At 39.0% G+C, this 19,374-nt stretch carries 19 protein-coding genes; 7 read left to right on the top strand and 12 right to left on the bottom strand.

Annotated features, from left to right (window positions below; all coding sequences use genetic code 11):
* The coding region (locus AC5YCE_RS04780; RefSeq protein WP_496170659.1) for a helix-turn-helix domain-containing protein at window positions 1-232 on the bottom strand (232 nt) is incomplete at its 3' end.
* Between AC5YCE_RS04780 and AC5YCE_RS04775 the strand changes: the two genes are divergently transcribed.
* Complete coding sequence (locus tag AC5YCE_RS04775; protein ID WP_496171244.1) at window positions 231-410, top strand: hypothetical protein; 180 nt, start codon at window positions 231-233, stop codon at window positions 408-410. The genes AC5YCE_RS04780 and AC5YCE_RS04775 overlap by 2 nt on opposite strands.
* Window positions 411-450: 40 nt before the next feature.
* On the opposite strand, the gene rdgB is transcribed toward AC5YCE_RS04775, so the two are convergent.
* Complete coding sequence (gene rdgB, locus AC5YCE_RS04770; protein ID WP_496171243.1) at window positions 451-1,077, bottom strand: RdgB/HAM1 family non-canonical purine NTP pyrophosphatase; 627 nt, start codon at window positions 1,075-1,077, stop codon at window positions 451-453.
* Between the two features lie 207 nt (window positions 1,078-1,284).
* Here rdgB and AC5YCE_RS04765 point away from each other — a divergent pair, with 207 nt between their 5' ends.
* A complete protein-coding gene (locus AC5YCE_RS04765) occupies window positions 1,285-1,533 on the top strand; it encodes a hypothetical protein (RefSeq protein WP_496171242.1) in 249 nt (82 codons plus the stop codon).
* A gap of 260 nt (window positions 1,534-1,793) precedes the next feature.
* Window positions 1,794-2,069 (top strand): hypothetical protein, encoded by a 276-nt coding sequence (locus AC5YCE_RS04760; protein ID WP_496171241.1) that lies wholly within the window; start codon window positions 1,794-1,796, stop codon window positions 2,067-2,069.
* Window positions 2,070-2,138: 69 nt separating this feature from the next.
* Here the strand turns inward: AC5YCE_RS04760 and AC5YCE_RS04755 are convergent, their stop codons facing one another.
* From AC5YCE_RS04755 to AC5YCE_RS04735, 5 genes are all read right to left on the bottom strand, one after another.
* A complete protein-coding gene (locus AC5YCE_RS04755) occupies window positions 2,139-2,729 on the bottom strand; it encodes a tetratricopeptide repeat protein (RefSeq protein ID WP_496124901.1) in 591 nt (196 codons plus the stop codon).
* On the bottom strand, window positions 2,726-3,319 hold the full coding sequence (gene metW / locus AC5YCE_RS04750; RefSeq protein WP_496124900.1) for a methionine biosynthesis protein MetW: 594 nt from the start codon (window positions 3,317-3,319) through the stop codon (window positions 2,726-2,728). Before metW ends, AC5YCE_RS04755 begins: the two co-directional genes overlap by 4 nt.
* Window positions 3,319-4,479, bottom strand: coding sequence for a homoserine O-succinyltransferase MetX (metX, locus tag AC5YCE_RS04745; protein WP_496171248.1), 1,161 nt, complete (start codon window positions 4,477-4,479; stop codon window positions 3,319-3,321). Before metX ends, metW begins: the two co-directional genes overlap by 1 nt.
* Before the next feature lie 100 nt (window positions 4,480-4,579).
* Window positions 4,580-6,277 (bottom strand): 2-isopropylmalate synthase, encoded by a 1,698-nt coding sequence (leuA, locus tag AC5YCE_RS04740; protein ID WP_496171240.1) that lies wholly within the window; start codon window positions 6,275-6,277, stop codon window positions 4,580-4,582.
* Window positions 6,278-6,831: 554 nt separating this feature from the next.
* Window positions 6,832-9,018 carry a TonB-dependent receptor domain-containing protein gene (locus tag AC5YCE_RS04735; RefSeq protein WP_496171239.1) on the bottom strand — a complete coding sequence of 729 codons (2,187 nt, stop codon included), beginning with the start codon at window positions 9,016-9,018 and terminating at the stop codon, window positions 6,832-6,834.
* Between the two features lie 261 nt (window positions 9,019-9,279).
* On the opposite strand from AC5YCE_RS04735, the gene tig reads away from it, so the two are divergent.
* From tig to AC5YCE_RS04715, 4 genes are all read left to right on the top strand, one after another.
* A complete protein-coding gene (gene tig / locus AC5YCE_RS04730; protein WP_496171238.1) occupies window positions 9,280-10,614 on the top strand; it encodes a trigger factor in 1,335 nt (444 codons plus the stop codon).
* 192 nt (window positions 10,615-10,806) lie between these two features.
* Entirely contained in the window at window positions 10,807-11,418 is a 612-nt protein-coding gene (gene clpP, locus AC5YCE_RS04725; RefSeq protein ID WP_496124896.1) for an ATP-dependent Clp endopeptidase proteolytic subunit ClpP, read from the top strand.
* A gap of 36 nt (window positions 11,419-11,454) precedes the next feature.
* Complete coding sequence (gene clpX, locus AC5YCE_RS04720; RefSeq protein WP_496171237.1) at window positions 11,455-12,765, top strand: ATP-dependent protease ATP-binding subunit ClpX; 1,311 nt, start codon at window positions 11,455-11,457, stop codon at window positions 12,763-12,765.
* A 164-nt stretch (window positions 12,766-12,929) separates the two neighbouring features.
* Complete coding sequence (locus tag AC5YCE_RS04715) at window positions 12,930-13,682, top strand: DUF2846 domain-containing protein (protein WP_496171236.1); 753 nt, start codon at window positions 12,930-12,932, stop codon at window positions 13,680-13,682.
* Between the two features lie 175 nt (window positions 13,683-13,857).
* Here AC5YCE_RS04715 and AC5YCE_RS04710 read toward each other — a convergent pair whose 3' ends face one another.
* From AC5YCE_RS04710 to pta, 5 genes are all read right to left on the bottom strand, one after another.
* Window positions 13,858-14,352, bottom strand: a complete 495-nt coding sequence (locus AC5YCE_RS04710; protein WP_496171235.1) for a DUF2059 domain-containing protein — start codon at window positions 14,350-14,352, stop codon at window positions 13,858-13,860.
* Window positions 14,352-14,855, bottom strand: a complete 504-nt coding sequence (locus tag AC5YCE_RS04705; protein ID WP_496124892.1) for a hypothetical protein — start codon at window positions 14,853-14,855, stop codon at window positions 14,352-14,354. Before AC5YCE_RS04705 ends, AC5YCE_RS04710 begins: the two co-directional genes overlap by 1 nt.
* Before the next feature lie 71 nt (window positions 14,856-14,926).
* Window positions 14,927-16,453: a fumarate hydratase gene (locus AC5YCE_RS04700; protein ID WP_496171234.1), complete on the bottom strand. Its 1,527-nt coding sequence runs from the start codon at window positions 16,451-16,453 to the stop codon at window positions 14,927-14,929.
* A 187-nt stretch (window positions 16,454-16,640) separates the two neighbouring features.
* Window positions 16,641-17,105: a hypothetical protein gene (locus tag AC5YCE_RS04695; RefSeq protein ID WP_496171233.1), complete on the bottom strand. Its 465-nt coding sequence runs from the start codon at window positions 17,103-17,105 to the stop codon at window positions 16,641-16,643.
* Between the two features lie 82 nt (window positions 17,106-17,187).
* Window positions 17,188-19,329 carry a phosphate acetyltransferase gene (gene pta / locus AC5YCE_RS04690; RefSeq protein WP_496171232.1) on the bottom strand — a complete coding sequence of 714 codons (2,142 nt, stop codon included), beginning with the start codon at window positions 19,327-19,329 and terminating at the stop codon, window positions 17,188-17,190.
* Between the last annotated feature and the right edge of the window lie 45 nt (window positions 19,330-19,374).

Genomic DNA, 19,374 nt, shown 5'->3' with positions numbered 1-19,374 from the left:
GTGTATTTTTTACGAAGTGCTCAAAGGCTTGAAGATCTCGAATCCTCGAAGGGCGTCCTGCATTTTGAGGTTTAGGCTGTTTGAGCTGACCAGTCTGCTGTTCGAGTAGGATCCAATCATCTAGGGTCGTTCTTGCAATATTAAACAGTTCACACGTTTTGGATTTATGCTGTGATTCTTTATAAAACTGCATGACTTTTTCGCGTAGATCGACAGAATATGTTTTTGGCATGATCCTAAATCTTAGTGTTTTTTCTATTGTAGCTCATATTGGTTTTTTAGCTATAGCGCTAGAGACGCATTATCGAGGTACAGGGGTATCTGCTCAAATTATTGCTTCGGGAACAGTGGTGAGTATTTTATTGATTGGTGGATATGGCATTGTGATCAATGCCATATTTAACTTTTAATTTCTTAAACCTCTTAAATAGAGGGAATTTTAAGTTCAAATTATTGGGCTAAACTTGCTTTGAATAATTGCATAGCTTGTCCACGATGGCTAATTTTATTTTTTTTCTCTTTTAACAGTTCAGCGCTGGAAATATTCAACTCAGGAAGCCAAAACAAAGGATCATAACCAAAACCATTTTCACCACGAGCCTGTTCTAAAACTTCGCCTGTCCAAATCCCTTGGAAGATTTTAGGCAGAGGGTCTTCAGCATGTTCTACAAGTGCAAGCACACAGACGAACATCGCTTCAATCGCTTCGCCATTTTGACGTAAAGGTTTTAAATCAGCCAACAACTTTTGATTGTTTGCAGCATCATCACCGTGTTCACCTGCATAGCGCGCCGAATAAATGCCTGGTGCTCCACCTAGAGCAGGGATACAAATTCCAGAGTCATCAGCAATCGCGGGCTTACCTGAAATTTTAGAGGCATGACGCGCTTTGATAATGGCATTTTCGACAAAGCTTAAACCATCTTCAATCGCATCTCCAATGTTTAGCTTGCCTTGTGGAATAACGTTTACAGGAAGATTCAATTCTGCAAAAAGCTTTTCAAATTCAGCGATTTTACCTTTGTTATTACTGGCTAAAACCAATGTGCCTTGAGACAGCCAATCTTGTGCAGACATGTTGAATACTCTAAAATTCTAAAAAGCTCATTCTAACTGAATTTAGATTGTTATGAATATGATGATTGCGACTTTAAGTATTCGAAATAATGCGTCCTAATGCTCAAAAGTAAATCAAAATCGCGTGCTAAAAATAAAATATATTTGGTAGATTTAATGATGGTCAGTGTTTCAATAATGATGAGAAAATAGGTCGATTTTATGGATATGAACGATACCCAAGCAATGGATCTTACTCAACTTTATATTATTGAGCAGGTAGAGCAATTGTTAGTTGAACTTGCTTGTGATTCGGCATTGTCTCAACAAGAGCGAACACAACAATCTCAAGTTATTTGTCAATTGGTGCTGAGTCCTGAGGCAAAGCAGTATTTATTGCATCGGTTTGAGCAGAGAAATGAAGAATTTTTAGAAAAGCGAATTTATCAACCGATCATGGATGCTTTAATTCATTAAGTAAATCTGATTTTAATGTTTTGTCTATAAGGTTAAATATTAGCTTGATATGAGCTCCACAATTTAAGTTTTATTTTAAGCAATTGTTCAATCAGTGAAGTTATTTTGATGTATGCTTAATATTCAAAATGCTAATAAGTTATAACACTGAGCAATAAAAAATTAATGTTATTCAACTAAATGTTGTTCAGATAAAAATAGTCATTCTCAATTTATAGCAGTGTTGATATTGATCAATTAGAAAAATTATAGGTGATCACGTGAAAATTTATTTAAGCCTCATTCTGTCAGCTCTTATGCTATCTGGATGTACAAGTCCTGAAGAAAAACAGTTACAAGATATTCAACAGCAAGTCACTAAAGATGCAATTGCTCAGTATGAGGCGGTCAAAAAAACCAACGATAAAATTGAAATTTGCGTTTACGCAGGAATAGTGACTGCAGCTTACACACAAGCCAATAATCAAGCTGAAGCAGATAAATGGAAAATTATCGAGGATCAAGATTGTAAAAAAGCAGGGATACCAATGGAGTAGTCTAAGGCTATTTAAAGTCTGAAAATCAGAGATTAAAAAAAGCACCCTGAGGTGCTTTTTGTTTATTATTTACTGTGCTTGAATCCACTGATCTGCACGGTCGCGGGCAGTGCGAATTTGATCTGGTGTTAGGTTGGCAGCCAAAGCTGTTTTCTTGGTTTCAGACATATTCACAACGCGGTTGTCTAACATGCCATCACGAGTAGACAGTTCATACCATTGGTATGCACCCATATAGTTTTTCTTCTTCTCTTCCATCATGGCGAGATTAAAGCTCGCACGATTATCACCATGGCTTGCCGCTTTCTCAAAATATGAACGAGCTAAGGTTTCATTTTTAGCTGTGCCCGTACCATCTGCAAGCATACGACCTACATTGAGCTGAGCAGCAGCGATACCCTGATCGGCCGCAGCTTTAAACCAAGTAAATGCTTGCTTCGCATCTTTAGGAACAGTCGTGCCTTTTTGATAGTGCGTTGCTAAGTAAAACTGAGCAGCAGCTTGACCAGCTTTGGCTGCTTTTTGCAGATCTGCCACATTCATATGGGCATATTGTGCTGCTAGAGCAGAAGTTGATGGTTGTTGAGGTACATAATCCGCATGAGCTTGAATACTCAGCATCCCCAAAAATAATGTACTACCTAATAAGAAATTTTTCATATAGCGCTCACTCTATATATAGCGACTTCACCGAACAAATTAGGCAAATGCTTACTCAGCATACTGCCTTGTTGATCACCATTTACGGCAAGTCGATCAATAATTTTTATCTGATTTTCAGCACAGAGTGCTTCAAAATCCTTAAATGTGCATAAGTGGATATTTGGTGTGTTATACCACATATACGGTAATGCTTCAGAAACAGGCATCTTTCCTTTCAAGGCCAAGAAAGAACGAGTCTTCCAATGGGCAAAGTTGGGAAAGGTAATAATCGCTTGTTTACCTACACGCACCATGTCTCTTAAAAGAACATCAGGTGCATCAACAGCTTGCAAAGCTTGTGCCATCACCACATAGTCAAAAGACTGGTCGGCAAAGCGTCCCAAACCTAGGTTTAAGTCTTGTTGGATGATATTTAACCCGCGACTGACGGCAATTGCAATCTTTTCCTGATCAATTTCGAGTCCATAGGCACGAATTTGGTGTTTTTTGCCCATTTGTGATAACAATTCGCCATCACCACAACCCAAATCAAGCACGCTTGAACCTGGTTTGATCCATTTATCTGCCAATTGTTGATCAATACGCATTACACAGTCTCCTTAGGTGTTGAAGCAAGATGGTCTGGACCACCCAAGAAAGCTCTTAGTGTTTTGACATACAATGGAATCGGGAAAAGGAACGAGTCATGACCTTGTTCTGCATCGACATCAATATAGCTGACAGGCTTTTGGCAAGTAATGAGTGAATCAACGATCTCTTGCGAGCGTTGCGGGGTAAAGCGCCAGTCAGTGGTAAATGACACCACCAAGAAACGGCATTTGGTATTCATCATTGCTTTATTGAGTGATGACTCATATTCACGCGAAGGATCAAAATAGTCCAATGCCTTGGTCATAATCAGATACGTATTGGCATCAAAGTTCCGACTGAACTGTTCACCTTGATAGCGCAAATAGCTCTCGACCTGAAACTCAACATCGAAACCATACATAAATTTGCCTGATTTTAAATCACGACCAAATTTTTGCTTCATGGCTTCTTCAGATAGGTAGGTGATATGACCGACCATACGTGCCAAGATCAAACCACGTTTCGGATAACTGTCATTTTCTAAATAACGACCATTGTGGAAATCTGGATCAGACAAGATCGACTGACGTGCCACTTCGTTGAATGCAATATTTTGGGCAGACAGCTTCGGTGCGCTGGCAATGATCACACAATTTTTTAAACGATCAGGATAGTCCACTGACCATTGTAGTGCTTGCATACCACCCAATGATCCACCAATCACCGAATACCAAACATCAATGCCTAAACGATCTGAAAGCATCGCTTGGGTTTTAACCCAATCTCGAACCGTAACTAAAGGGAAGTCAGGACCATAAGGGCGATTTTCATTTTCAGGGTTTGGAGAGGTTGGACCAGTTGACCCATTACATCCACCGATATTATTAAATGCAACCACAAAGAATTTAGAGGTATCAATCGCTTTGTTTGGACCAATACAGGCATCCCACCAACCGGCTTTTTTATCATCTTCATGATGATAACCTGCGGCATGGTGATGACCTGACAAGGCATGACAAATCAGAATCGCATTCGATTTATCTGCATTTAAAGTGCCATAGGTTTCAACCATCAGCTCAAAGCGAGGAAGGATACGTCCACATTCAAGCGAGAGAGGTTCTTCAAATTGGAATTTTTCTGGGGTAACGATACCCACTGAATCAGCTGGAAAAGACACCGGAGCAATTCGCCTTAAATCTTTATATTGAATCATAAAAGGATACCACTTGAGGGTATCCTTCTAAAGTCATTTTAATGTTAATTGATAATGTGAAAACTTATACCGCAGCAGCAATCACTTGATCAGCACTTAATAAACCTTGGTCGATCAAACGGTTGGTACTTGCAAGAATCGCTTCAATCGATGAAGTGACGATGTTGTCGTGCATACCTGCACCAAACACCGATTTGCCCGTACCTTTGACTTGAAGTTCGATCAACGCCAATGCTTTAGCGTTTGCACCAGAACCAATACTACGTTCTTCATAGTTCACGACATCAATAGGTAATTGAAGCGCATTTAAGATGGCAGAAATTGGACCATTGCCTTCACCACGTAAGTGCTGAACTTGTCCATCCACTTCTACGTCTAACTCTACCACTTGATTGCCATTTTCATCGGATAAACGATAGTTTTTCGCAGAATAATGGGTATCTTTTGCTTCAACATACGTTGTTTTGAACAGATCCCAAATTTGTTGAGCTGATACTTCAACGCCTTCATCATCTGCCACTTGTTGAACCACTTGAGAGAATTCAATTTGTAAACGACGCGGTAAAACCACATTGTAGTTCGATTCTAACAAGTAGGCGATACCCCCTTTACCTGACTGAGAGTTGACACGGATGACCGCATCATAGTCACGACCTAAATCCTTAGGATCGATGGGCAAGTAAGGCATATCCCAAATTTCTTCGTTCTTTTGGAACTCAAAACCTTTTTTAATTGCGTCTTGGTGTGAACCAGAGAACGCAGTAAAGACCAAATCACCTGCATAAGGATGGCGAGGGTGAACAGGTAAGCCTGTGCATTCTTCAACAGTTGCGATGATTTCGTTGATATTTGAAAAATCTAAGTTTGGTGCAACACCTTGGGTATACATGTTCAATGCAATCGCTGCAACGTCTACGTTACCTGTACGTTCACCGTTACCAAATACACAACCTTCGACACGGTCCGCACCTGCCATAATCGCAAGCTCAGATGCCGCAATACCACAGCCACGGTCATTATGACAGTGTACAGAAATGATCACACCATCACGACGTTGAAGGTTACGATGCATCCATTCAATTTGGTCGGCATAGACATGCGGACCTGACACTTCAACAGTTGCAGGCAAGTTTAAAATCACTTTGTTTGTTGGTGATGCTTCCCAAATTTCAGTGACCGCATCACAGACATCTTTAGCAACCTCAAGTTCAGTTGCAGTGAAACATTCAGGGCTGTACTGGAAAATCCAATCTGTCTCAGGATATTGAGTAGCATATTCTTTTACTTTTTCAGCGGCATTAATCGCCAATTTTTTCGCGCCAGCAACATCCACATTCAATACTTTTTGACGGAATGTCGGTGAATTTGAGTTGTAAATATGCACGATGGCACGCTTTGCACCCGCCAAAGATTCAAAGGTACGTTGAATCAAATGATCTCGTGCTTGCACCAAAACTTCGATATAAACGTCATCTGGAATATGGTTTTCTTCAATTAATTTACGTGTAAAGTCAAAATCCACTTGAGACGCAGATGGAAAGCCAATCTCAATATGTTTAAAACCAATTTTGACTAACATTTGGAACATTTTGAATTTTTGATCGATATCCATCGGCTCAAAAATCGCTTGGTTACCATCACGGAGATCCGTACTCATCCAAATCGGCGCTTTGTTGATTTCATTATTCGGCCATTGGCGGTCTGGCAAGTCAACACGTTGATACATGCGACGATATTTTTTACTTGGATCAGCCAACATCATGAGGTAACTCCTTGCGTAGGGTGGATTGCTTAACTTTTATAAAAGGCAACCTTTCTACTAAATAGATTGTGTCTATATGTGTTTTTCACAAGGGTCTTATATAAATAAATATATGAATTCGTAAAATATTTTTGTATTTACTGACTCAATATATTCTCAAAACCTTGTAAAACTATAACTTAAAGTTTAATCGAGAACCGTCGAAATGTTTTTCCTATTTTTATATATTTTAGTCTTATGTTGATAAAGTTTTTCTAATATTTAATAAATTTTAAAAATATTTTTTAATTTTTGTATTTATGTGGAGTTAATTTTTTCTTTAATCTAGGGTATTGGAATTTTTTTAAGCAGATTTAAGTTTGTATAAAACTGATTATTTTCCTACATTTTGATGAAGGTGGAGTTGAATTAATACTTACTGAGTAAAATACTTACGATATTCGAAACTAGAACTTAATTAATTTAGTGATCAGATGATGATGAATTCATTTCATCACTTTTCTTTTGAGCATAAAAAACCCTACTGAAGTAGGGTTTTTTATTGGGGAATAAATTTAGAAGTCGTAAGAAATTGATAACCAGTAGTTACGTCCTGCTAAATAAGTCCCTTCAGTTCCAGAAAGGTATTTATAGACATTTGTTGACTCTGTGTCTGATCCATCTACATATTGAACTTCAGTGTTTTTTGTAAAGTCCTTATCCAAGAAATTGTTGACCGCCATGTTCAAACTTAATTGATCAGTAACTGTATAACTAGCCCCTAAGTTAAATAAGTTATAACCCGAAAATTTGTTTCCTGAAGCCGTGTAAATAGCTTGATCTTCAGCATCTAAAGATGCAAAAGAATCTGTTGAGCGTACACGGCTGGATTTATATTCATGTTGTAACCAAAGATCAAAGGCTGGATTAATATGCCAAGTAGATGTTAGGTTAAATGCATTTCGAGGGTTGTTGTTATAGTAATTACCTTCTGATTCAGGGTTGTTACTATCAGTGATTTTACTCTTTGTATACGTATATGATGCTTTAATATCCCATTCTGGAAGAATCGCATATTGTAAAGTCGTTTCTAAGCCATAGACTTCAGCTTTGTTAGCATTAATGTTTTTACTGCATCTTTTGCCACTTGTACAAAGAGGATGATCTGTTGCATCAACACTAACAGTGACATCTTCAATTTCATTATAGAAGCCCGTTGCGTTAAATGTAATTTGATCACTTGGTTGTAAATTAAAACCTAGTTCATAGTTAGTAGATTTTTCAGGTTTTAAATTAGGGTTACCAAAAGTTAAATTGCGGCCTTGTCCACTAAGATTAATTAAATTGTCTTCAAGGGATTTCGCTGAAGGAACTTTATAGCCTGTGCTTACACCACCTTTAAAAGTAAGTATGTCACTAGTGTTCCAAACTAAGTAGGCACGTGGGCTAAAATGACCGCCAAAGCCGGAATGATCTTCATAACGACCACCTAGTGTTAAGTTAAGATTATTTAAAATACTCCACTCATCTTCTGCATATAGTGCCCAAGATGTGCTATCGAATTCATTTTTTCCAGTAATATGTTGAGCAACGTTGTCTGCGATTATTTGTTCTTTATATTGTGTGCCTAGAGTTAGCTTATGATCACCTAATGTAGAAATAACATGGCTGTCAGCAATAATGTCAGTATTTTTTAGATTACGTGGGCTACCAATACGTGGGTCAAGTGCTGCAACTTCGGCGTTAGTAAATGCACCAGACGGTAAGGTTCTACCTTCTTTCTCTGTTTCTGAATGGCTTACATACGTTTTCCAAGTACCGAAGTCGTAGTTTCCATCATGACCTATTGCAAATTGGGTGCGGTTAAATTTTAATTCATCGCTATAACCTGGTGCTTCAGCAGGTTTTTTTACCCAATCGAGATCACCTAGGCGACTGTCTTTGTTGTCATATGTTTGACTAGAGTGAAATCCATCAAGCCAAAGTGAATTTTTATCATCAAGAACAAACGATAATTTTCCACCAAAATCATAGTTATCTGCTTTATTCGGGCGTGGATCACGGCCAGTAGAGCCTTCGACTACACGTTCAGATTTCTGACGATCTAAATAGCTACCCCGAAGTTGTAAGCCTAGTTTTTCATTAATTAATGGGCCATTAAGTAAAAAGCTTGTTTTCCAAGAATCGGCTTCACCTTTATGTTCCATCAAGTTACCACTGACAGTGACGTTGCCGTTCCATTCATCAGATACTTTTTTAGTGATAATGTTGATCACACCACCCATCGCATCTGAACCATAAAGAGTAGACATTGGTCCCCGAATCACTTCAATACGCTCAATCGCAGAGAGTGGGGGCATAAATCCTGTAGATGTTTCTCCAAAACCATTTGGTGTAACATCTGTTGAAGTAGTTTGACGACGACCATCAATTAATATAAGTGTGTCATCTGCGCCCATACCACGCATGCTGACGTTTAACCCACCAGTTTTACCAACGCCATTACGAACATCAATCCCTGGAACATCTGCAAGTAAGTCAGCAATACTTGTCGCATTTTTCTTTTCTATATCTTCTTTTGTCACAAGACTAATCGAAGCAGGTGCATTCTTAATATCTTGTTCAAAACCCGCTGCAGAAACAACAATAGTAGATAGCTGTTGTGCATTTTTGACTTCTTTATCTGTTGTATTTGCAATAACAGAAGTACTTGTCACTGCTAAAAGCGCAAGTGTTAGCGGCTGCAACTTGAAATGACTCATATATTCGATCCTAAAGGTATGAGTAAGCTTGAGAGAGCTGATTAAATTTGATGCAAATACTAATGATAAACCTTATCGTTTGCAATAAAAACAATACAAAATTAACTAAGTGTGAATAGAATAAGAAAATATTTTTAGGGTCAATAGGGCATAAACCCAATAAAACAGTGGTTAAAAAAAGGTATTTTGTATATCTTTGATTGTTGTCATATAATGTGGCACTTAAAAAATTGCAATCACTATTTCTATATCGAGGAAGCCATGCAAGTAACTTCTGAAGCGGTTTCGGGCGTTGCCCGTCGTTTAACTGTATCTGTACCGACGAGCCGTGTGAATGAGCAGTTTGAAGCTCGTTTAAAACGCACATCTAAAACTGTTAAGATCAACGGCTTCCGTCCAGGTAAAGTGCCATTAGACGTTGTACGTCGTGAGTACGGTGCTGGTATCTACAACGAGGTTGTGAACGATGTTATTCGTGACTCAGTATTCCAAGCCATTCAACAAGAAAAAATCAATGCTGTTGGTATGCCAAACATTGATAAAGTTGAAAACAAAGAAGATGCGCTCGTATTTGAAGCGACTGTTGAAGTTTATCCAGAAGTTGAAGTTAAGTTCGAAGGCTTAGAAGTAGAACGCAAAACTGCAGAAGTTGGCGATAAAGATGTAGATCAAATGATCGAAAATCTTCAAAAGCAACGTGCGGGTTGGGCTGAAACTAAAGGCATGGCTAAAAAAGACATGCAAGTAACTTTCGATTTTGAAGGTTCAGTTGACGGCGAAAAATTTGAAGGCGGTTCTTCTGAAGACTTCAAACTTGTATTGGGTTCAGGTCGTATGATCCCTGGCTTTGAAGACGGCATCGTTGGTATGAAGAAAGGCGAAGAGAAAGTTATTGATGTTACTTTCCCAGAAGACTACCAAGCTGAAAACTTAGCGGGTAAAGCTGCTCAATTCAAAATCACTGTGAAACTTGTTGAAAAGCAAAAACTTCCAGAAATTGATGCTGAATTCCTTAAAATCTTTGGTGTAACTGAAGAAGAAGGTATTGAGAAATTAAAAGCTGACGTTCGTAAAAACATGGAACGTGAAGTGAAAAACGGTCTTCGTAACCAAGTGAAAGGTGCAACTTTTGATGCGCTTGTAGCAGCGAATGAAATCGAAGTTCCAGAATCAATGTTGTCTCAAGAAATTGACCGTCAACGTCAACAAATGATTCAACAGTTCACTCAGCAGTTCGGTGCTCAAGGCGCTAAAGCATTTGATTCAAGCATGCTTCCTGATGAATTGTTCAAAGAACAAGCTGAGAAATCAGTTAAATTAGGCGTATTGGTAAGCAAAGTATTAACTGATGCGAAGCTTGAAGTTGATGCTGCTCGTGTTGAGGCTTACATCGAAGACATGGCTTCTTCTTACGAAGATCCAACTGAAGTGATTGAATACTTCAAAAACGATGAAAAGCAACGTGCTCAAATCGAAGGCGTGGTTTTAGAAGATCAAGTTGTCGATTACATTTTAGCTTCAGCTAAAGTGGCTGATGTGACTGTAAGCTACGAAGAATTGTTGAAAGAGCAACAAGCTCGTCAACAACAAGGTTAATTCTTCTTCGTTGTGAAAAAGGCGCTGACAAGCGCCTTTTTTAATACTTTCAAGATCGATAAGATGTCCTTTCATCACATAGCATATGCAAAATAATTCTGATAATTAATGGGGAATATTTTGCATTTTCAACAATTATCCCTCATATTGTGATTATGTGTTGAGTAACAAGAATTCAGGAATAAATAACGTATGTATGTTCCACAAATTGCTAACGCACTCGTACCGATGGTGGTTGAACAATCTTCTCGTGGCGAGCGTTCTTTCGATATTTTTTCACGTCTTTTACGTGAACGTGTGATTTTTCTAACAGGTGAAGTTGAAGATAACATGGCGAATTTGATTGTCGCGCAAATGTTATTTTTAGAAGCTGAAAACCCTGAAAAAGATATTCATTTATATATCAACTCTCCAGGGGGGTCGGTGACTGCAGGTATGGCGATTTACGATACCATGCAATTTATCAAACCAGATGTGGTGACTTACTGTATGGGTCAAGCGGCTTCAATGGGTGCATTCCTATTAAATGCTGGCGCCAAAGGTAAGCGTTACTGCTTGGAAAATGCACGTGTGATGATTCATCAACCATTGGGTGGATTCCGTGGTCAAGCATCGGACATCGAAATCCATGCACGTGAAATCATTTTCATCAAAGAGCGTTTAAACCGTTTGATGGCAGAGCACAGTGGTCAAGACTATGAAACTGTTGCGCGTGATACAGACCGTGATAATTTTATGACAGCTCAAGCTGCAAAAGAATATGGTTTAGTTGATGAAGTTCTGTCAAAACGTCCACAAAATTAAGCTTTAAAAGCATAGATTAAGAAATTTGGAGTGAAAATGTCTGAAAATCCTCAAGGACAAAAGCATTGTTCATTTTGCGGTAAAACGCAGTCTGAAGTGGGTAAGCTCATTGCAGGCGAGGACGCTTACATTTGTAATGAATGCGTAGATGTATGCTTAGATTTGGTTCAGACGAGTCAACAAGTTGAAACAGGTGAGTGGGCTACACGTCCATTGCCGAAACCACATGAAATTCGTGCTGCACTCGATCAGTATGTGATTGGTCAAGATACTGCGAAGAAGACACTTTCTGTTGCGGTATATAACCACTACAAACGTCTGAAAGTGACTCAATCTGAAAATAAATCAGAAGAGCGTGTAGAACTCGCGAAAAGTAATATTTTGCTGATCGGACCAACAGGTTCAGGTAAAACTTTACTTGCGCAAACCCTTGCTCGTCTTTTAGATGTACCTTTTGCGATGGCAGATGCAACCACTTTAACCGAAGCAGGTTATGTCGGTGAAGATGTTGAAAATATCGTACAAAAGTTACTTCAAAAAGCAGATTATGATGTAGAGAAAGCGCAAAAAGGCATTATCTATATCGATGAGATCGACAAGATCACACGCAAGTCTGAAAATCCTTCTATTACACGTGATGTGTCAGGTGAAGGTGTTCAGCAGGCTTTGCTTAAAATGATCGAAGGTACGGTTGCATCAATCCCACCACAAGGTGGTCGTAAGCATCCGCAACAAGAATTCATTCAAATTGATACGTCGAATATCTTGTTCATCTGTGGTGGTGCATTCTCAGGTCTTGAGCGTGTAGTACAGCAGCGTCAAGAGAAAGGTGGTATTGGTTTCACAGCAGATGTGAAAAGCAAAGATGATACCAAGAAACTATCAGAATTGTTCCGTCAGGTTGAAGCGGCTGACTTGGTGAAGTTTGGTTTAATTCCTGAATTCATCGGTCGTTTACCTGTGATTGCAACGCTTGAAGAGCTTGATGAAGAAGCTTTAATGCAGATTCTGACAGAGCCTAAGAATGCCTTAACGCGTCAATATCAATACCTTTTCGAAATGGAAGATGTTGATTTGGTGTTTGAAGATTCAGCATTACGTGCAATTGCCAAGAAAGCATTAGAGCGTAATACAGGTGCTCGTGGTTTGCGTTCAATCTTGGAAAATGTTTTGCTTGAAACCATGTATGACTTGCCAAGTCGTACTGATATCGGGACTGTTATCATCAATGACGCTGTCATCAATGATAAAGCTGAACCTGAGTATCAAGCTGAGCGTCAGCCTAAGACTGAACAAGCTATTGAAGAAAAAATAGATTTGAAAATTTTAGACAGTAAATCTGCTTAACTGAGATTGATCATTTAAACTTCAAATGTATTTCATCTGAAAGGTGGGAAAAGGGCGACTTTTTCTACCTTTTTTTATTTTTAATATCGAATTGAAATGTTAAGCTCAAAAAACAAAATAATTCACCATCAAACAAAATAAGAAATACGTGATGAGGGAAAATCATGCGTTATTTGGCATTTATACTTTTAGCAAGCAGTGGTTTAACTGCGTGTAGTCATTCACCGAATCAAGAGACAGTTGCTCAAACTCAGGTTATTTCTACTTTAGAACCTGTCGATTTTTCAAAAAAAACCAGTTTTGTCGCATCAAAATTAGATCAATATAAAGTTGCTGGGTTTTCATTGGGTTCTTGGGTCAATCAGGAACCGGGTCAGTATTTTAAATTGATCAAACCACAACATGAAAATGCCGCAGTGTTGTATTTGTACCGTCCAGACAGCAAATGGAACCGACAAGAAATTATTGCTCCCAGTTTCTTTTTAAATGGGAAGAAAATCCCCAGTCTGATCAGTAATCACCATTATTGGATTGAATTGGCTGAAGGGGATTATCGCCTCAGCATTACTCGACCTTTGGCTGTGGTGCATTTTCAAAAGCCATTGGCAGCAAATTTCACGGTTAAAGCAGGGCAACAATACTTTTTAAAGTATGAAGAAGAGCAGTTCCGTGGAGGACCAAATGGCGATGCGGATTTATTGCGTGTAGGTCCTTTGATGCAGATGCCGACACGTCAAGCACTAAAAGAAATTGGGATGACACAGCTCAAATCCCCAGGTTTGAATTACGTGGCTCAAATAAGTCCAAATGGTGGAATCATTAAAACAAGTGAGAAAGTCGAGAGCGGGAAATATAAAGCCAGTGATGATGTCCGTTTGACAGTGCCCTTTAAGATTTATGATCCAAGAACTTGGTAATAAGTTGAGGGTTGGGGAGGGCCTTTTATTTTCTTTAATTTGATCTGAAAAATCATCAGAGATGAGTAATAAAAGCGTATATATTTTTTTTAGAGAATATTTTAGTTTTAGAAAATATTTTAGAAAGTAATTGAAGCTTATGTAAATCATAAAGCTTCAATCATTCTTTTATAAGTTATTCACCTTGCATGGATTGCATAATAATATCCATTATCTTTTTTTCGGCCTCGGGTGATGGTTGTTGATCTACAGGAAATAGATTTTCGACCGTATCACTCATGCCTTGGAAGTAGGCTTGATTTTTTAGTATAGATTGGCCATGTGGCGTTTTAAAGAAATCAGTCCAAGTCTGGATCTCTTGTTCACTAAAGGTTGATTGATACAGTGCAGCACTTTTAGCTTTAAACTTTTGGCGTACATCAGGTTGGTTATAGTATTTTTTCACGGCACTAGCCATGGCTTGACGATTTTTAGCTGATGGCTTGAGTTGGAAATAAGTTAATAAAACTTCAGCTGTTTTCGTGGTATTTTCATCGGATAAAAACATCTGATAACTATGCTGGTCGATGATATCGACCAGTTCGTTGGCCATTGAAGTTGTATTTGTGTTGGCGGCGTAAGTGAAGGATGCTTGCAAGCCAATGATTAGGGCAATCAATATTTTTTTCATTATTTTTCCAATTTCTTCATAGTATTTATGATTTCATTTGAATGTAGAAGTTGAGTGAAGTCTTCTGTCGCTTGGTCGATCGATTGTGCGATGAGGATTGGAGATTTTTTCGCAGCATTTTGCATATTAGGTTTTTTATATAATTCAATTAATGCAGTAATTTCCTCTGAGCTTAGACGCTTATAGGCTTGACTAATATCTTGAATAATCTTGGCTTCATCGATTTGATCTAAAGTATCATTCACCGTAATATCAGATATTTTCATGATCATCAGTTGATTCTGAGCTGAAATAGGCTGCGGAATCTGTAATTGTTCAATCAGACTGTCTTCTACACTACTTTTAAATGTTGGTAGACCATTTTTGATCAAAGCTGACTTCAACTGATTCCAATTTTCAAGTTGAACCAGCTCTTGAACCTGTTGATCTGTTGCAGGCGAGGCCATGACTTGAAAGCTACTCAAGCTAAGGATTAGCACTGCAATTTTGTTTTTTATTATCATAATTTTCTCATAAAGTATAAAAAAAGCACCCTAATGATAGAGTGCTTTTTATACTTAAAACAAGTTTTAAATTAGTTAGCAGCTGCATCCACTACTGGAATTTTACCAATTTTCGCTTGCCAGATTTTCGGCGCAGTTGCATGAACAGAAGTACCATTTACGTCAACAGCTACAGATACAGGCATGTCTTTTACAACGAACCTATAGATTGCTTCCATACCCAAATCTTCAAAAGCAACGACTTCAGCTTCACGAATCGCTTTAGATACTAAGTAAGCAGCACCACCCACAGCCATGAGGTAAGTTGTTTTGGTGTCTTTGATTGCTTCAATGGCAGTAGGACCACGCTCAGCTTTACCAATCATACCGTAAAGACCCGTTGCTTCTAACACTTGGCGAGTGAACTTGTCCATACGTGTTGCAGTTGTAGGGCCAGCAGGACCAACCACTTCATCACCAACAGGATCTACAGGACCCACGTAGTAAATAAACTTACCTTTAAGATCGACAGGAAGCTCTTCACCATTGTTGAGCATGTCCACCATACGTTTGTGCGCAGCGTCACGGCCTGTATAAATTGTACCGTTCAGCAATAAAGTATCACCTGGTTGCCAAGAATTCATTTCTTCTTGAGTAATGTTGTCTAGATCAACACGCTTAGAAGACGATGAATCCCAAGTTACTTCAGGATAATCTTCAAGTTTAGGCGCAATAATATTTGCAACGCCTGAACCATCTAATGTGAAGTGTGCATGACGCGTTGCAGCACAGTTCGGAATCATACCGACTGGTTTGCCCGCAGCATGACATGGGTAATCTTTAATTTTAATATCGAGAACAGTGGTTAGACCGCCAAGACCTTGTGCACCAATCCCCAAAGCATTTACTTTTTCGAAGATTTCGATACGAAGCTCTTCCATTTTGCTTTGTGGGCCACGACGAAGCAATTCGTCCATGTTGATTTCTTCCATCAATGCTTCTTTCGCAAGCATCATGGCTTTTTCAGCAGTACCACCAATACCGATACCGAGCATACCCGGTGGACACCAGCCTGCACCCATCGTTGGAACAGTTTTAAGTACCCAATCCACGATTGAGTCAGATGGGTTTAACATTGCAAGCTTAGATTTGTTTTCTGAACCGCCACCTTTCGCTGCAACCGTGATATCTACTTTATTACCCGGAACCAATTTGTGATAGATCACAGCAGGGGTGTTGTCTTTTGTATTTTTACGACCAAATGCAGGGTCAGCTAATACAGATGCACGAAGTACGTTTGAGTTCTCTAGGTAACCTTGGCGCACACCTTCGTTAATTGCATCGTCTAAGCCCATCGTTAAATCAAATTTAACATCCATGCCCACTTCAACGAATACGTTTACAATCCCCGTATCTTGGCAGATTGGACGATGTCCTTCTGCACACATACGAGAGTTAATCAGGATTTGTGCGATCGCATCTTTTGCAGCTTTGTTTTCTTCACGGTCATACGCACGGCTCATCGCTTGGATGAAATCTTGTGGGTGATAGTAAGAAATGAACTGAAGCGCATCTTTAACCGATGTGATCAAGTCATCTTGCTTGATAATAGTTGTCATACAAAAATCTCTTGAGCGGGCTGATAGCTAGCGGGCTAAATTATAAGACAAAATGACTCAATTGTGGTTTTTTTGCTGAGGATTTGGGCGAAAGTTTAATACAGCGTTTGAATGAGAAAGTAAATTTAATCGGCAGAACATTTTTTTCAGTTTATTAGGCTCTCAACTCATAAAAAGAGTGAATGTACTATTTATAATTATACTTAATCGTTTCACCATTATGCTTGATAAAGTTATATAAGAATTCACACAAGATTTCTAAGGTACCGAGGTGAAAAGGTTGTGCTTGACCTGAATCAATGAAAGTAGTTTCTGTGAGAAAGTATCTGGAGTCTATAAAGGTTTTAGAATTTTGGATTAGACATAGATCTATCCGATGATGATAAGTTGTTAAAAATTCATTTGAAATTTGATCCTTTACATCTGATGGTAATGCATTAAATAATTTTTCTAATTCATGAAACCTTTTAATTTTTACATTGGTTAATGTAAGTAAAGTTTTAAAAAAACATTCGCTACTAAAAGCTAGTAATGTTAATACAGGAAAAATTGTTTGTTGATTTTGATACTTTAATAAAAGTTTTGAACTTTCATAATAATTATGGCCTTGTTCATACCAGTATCTAGCTAACTTATCTTTTTCGGAGGTCATGTAAATTTTCTTAACTTATTCTATTAATAAATTCAAAACCACCCGATCTTTCGAAGGGGTGGTCATTAACTCGAAACTTAAATTACGCTTCTTGTTGTTCAGATTGAATTGCTGTTAAAGCAATGGTAAACACAATGTCATCGACCAAGGCACCACGAGACAAATCATTCACAGGTTTGTTTAGACCTTGAAGCATTGGCCCTACACTGACGACATTGGCAGAACGTTGCACGGCTTTATAAGTCGTATTACCTGTATTTAAATCAGGGAAGATAAACACGTTGGCACGACCTGCAACTTGAGACTCAGGCGCTTTAGAGCGACCCACACTTTCAACGGATGCTGCATCATATTGTAATGGACCATCGATCAATAGATCAGGACGACGTTCTTTCGCAATACGTGTTGCTTCAGCCACTTTTTCAACTTCTGCACCTGCACCTGAAGTGCCGGTAGAATATGAAATCATCGCGATTCGTGGGTCAATACCAAATGCTTTTGCAGAATCTGCGGATTGAATCGCAATCTCAGCCAGTTGTTCAGCATTCGGATCAGGGTTAATGGCACAGTCGCCGTAAACATAAACTTCATCAGGCAACAGCATAAAAAACACTGAAGATACTAAAGAATAGTCAGGCGCTGTTTTAATCAATTGGAATGCAGGGCGAACCGTATTTGCTGTGGTGTGAACCGCGCCAGACACCAAACCATCAACTTGATCCAAGGCAAGCATCATTGTCCCAAGAACAACGGTGTCTTCAAGTTGTTCGCGTGCTTGAATATCGCTGAGTTTACCTTTACGCAGCTCAACCATTTTTTCAACATATTGCTCACGAATTGTGTCTGGGTCAATGATTTCTAGACTGTCAGGTAGGGTGATGTTACGTGCTTTAGCAACTTCAATGACCGCTTCAGGTTTAGCCAGTAGAATACAATGCGCAATACCACGTGACTGACAAATCGATGCTGCTTCGATGGTACGAGGTTCATCGCCTTCAGGGAGTACAATACGTTTTTTCGCGGCTATTGATTTTTGTACCAATTCATGACGGAACGCAGAAGGGGATAAACGAGGTTGGTACGAGCCATTAATCAGTTGAGTGATCCACTCAGGATGAATATGACTTGATACAAAACGAGTGACTTGTTCAGCACGTTCAGTATCATCAACAGGAATTTCATTACTCAGATTTGACAGCTTTTGAGCGGTATCAAACGTACTGAGTTGAGTGTGCAAAATCGGTAAACCTTGCTTGATCGCTGTTTGGCAGAAATCCATTACCTGTGGATTCGGTGCATATTGTTCAGTCAACACTAAACCCGCCAGTGGAATACCATTGCTACTTGCGAGGCTTCCTGCGAGAAGAACATCAATACGATCTGATGCACTAATGATGAGTTCACCTGCAACAAATTTATGTAACTCATGCGCAATATTGGATGCAATTAAACTGCTATGCAAAACACGACGCTGCTGAGCTTCGCCTAAGTTGATCCATTCTGCCTGAATATGTTGTGCAATGTCAGACATACGTGGCACGCTTAAGGTATTACTAAACGGCACAAGACCAATCACCGGCAATTTTTCAGAGCCAATTTGAGGATGTGTTTTTTGAATCGCTTTTATAAAGTTGGTCGTGTCATCAATTAAACGAAGATCTGGATCCATGGTTACAGGAATCTGAGCTGATTCTTCAGAGAGCCCTTTGGTACGCATGAACAATACGCCAGAAGTACGGCTATTTGATGCACCGCCCAAATGACGTAATTGGCTTTCGACCTTATCTGCAGAAGCCACTGGATTTTGAATATCAGCATTACTCACAATCACAACTTTAGCATCTAGCGCTTGAGCCAATTGAGCATTAAGTTCAGAAGCAAAAGCATCACGACCGTTTGGTACTAAGCCTTCGACAATGATCACATCGTGTTTTTTAGCGATCTGACGATGTAAATGCACCGCAGCTTCAAGTAGCTCGTCCGTTTGATCAGCATTGATCTGTTGAATGATTGTGCTATATGCAATAGGTTCTACAGTTTCATTTTTTGAAACATGGCGAACTAAAGTGGTCGTACGATCAGCCGTTGTATCGTATTGTTCTTGAGAAAAAGGTTTTAAAAATCCTGCTTTAATTCCTTGGCTTTCGAGCGCAAAGATTAAACCCAAGCATGCTGACGTCAGTCCTACGCCTTCTCCAGTCGGTACAAGTACAATCGTTTTCATAACATCTATTTCAAAAGTTTAAATGAGAGTAATACTGAACTGAAG

Source organism: Acinetobacter sp. CY79, assembly GCF_059515845.1.
This window is presented reverse-complemented; position numbering and strand designations above follow the sequence as displayed.

Bases quoted from the DNA above. Each gene is read 5' to 3' on its own strand.
- AC5YCE_RS04765 (WP_496171242.1), top strand. From the start codon at position 1,285: ATGAACGATACCCAAGCAATGGATCTTACTCAACTTTATATTATTGAG.
- pta (WP_496171232.1), bottom strand. From the start codon at position 19,329: ATGAAAACGATTGTACTTGTACCGACTGGAGAAGGCGTAGGACTGACG.
- AC5YCE_RS04735 (WP_496171239.1), bottom strand. From the start codon at position 9,018: ATGAGTCATTTCAAGTTGCAGCCGCTAACACTTGCGCTTTTAGCAGTG.
- clpX (WP_496171237.1), top strand. From the start codon at position 11,455: ATGTCTGAAAATCCTCAAGGACAAAAGCATTGTTCATTTTGCGGTAAA.
- AC5YCE_RS04710 (WP_496171235.1), bottom strand. From the start codon at position 14,352: ATGAAAAAAATATTGATTGCCCTAATCATTGGCTTGCAAGCATCCTTC.
- rdgB (WP_496171243.1), bottom strand. From the start codon at position 1,077: ATGTCTGCACAAGATTGGCTGTCTCAAGGCACATTGGTTTTAGCCAGT.
- metW (WP_496124900.1), bottom strand. From the start codon at position 3,319: ATGCGTATTGATCAACAATTGGCAGATAAATGGATCAAACCAGGTTCA.
- AC5YCE_RS04775 (WP_496171244.1), top strand. From the start codon at position 231: ATGATCCTAAATCTTAGTGTTTTTTCTATTGTAGCTCATATTGGTTTT.
- clpP (WP_496124896.1), top strand. From the start codon at position 10,807: ATGTATGTTCCACAAATTGCTAACGCACTCGTACCGATGGTGGTTGAA.
- AC5YCE_RS04695 (WP_496171233.1), bottom strand. From the start codon at position 17,105: ATGACCTCCGAAAAAGATAAGTTAGCTAGATACTGGTATGAACAAGGC.
- AC5YCE_RS04715 (WP_496171236.1), top strand. From the start codon at position 12,930: ATGCGTTATTTGGCATTTATACTTTTAGCAAGCAGTGGTTTAACTGCG.
- AC5YCE_RS04705 (WP_496124892.1), bottom strand. From the start codon at position 14,855: ATGATAATAAAAAACAAAATTGCAGTGCTAATCCTTAGCTTGAGTAGC.
- leuA (WP_496171240.1), bottom strand. From the start codon at position 6,277: ATGATGTTGGCTGATCCAAGTAAAAAATATCGTCGCATGTATCAACGT.
- AC5YCE_RS04700 (WP_496171234.1), bottom strand. From the start codon at position 16,453: ATGACAACTATTATCAAGCAAGATGACTTGATCACATCGGTTAAAGAT.
- tig (WP_496171238.1), top strand. From the start codon at position 9,280: ATGCAAGTAACTTCTGAAGCGGTTTCGGGCGTTGCCCGTCGTTTAACT.
- AC5YCE_RS04755 (WP_496124901.1), bottom strand. From the start codon at position 2,729: ATGAAAAATTTCTTATTAGGTAGTACATTATTTTTGGGGATGCTGAGT.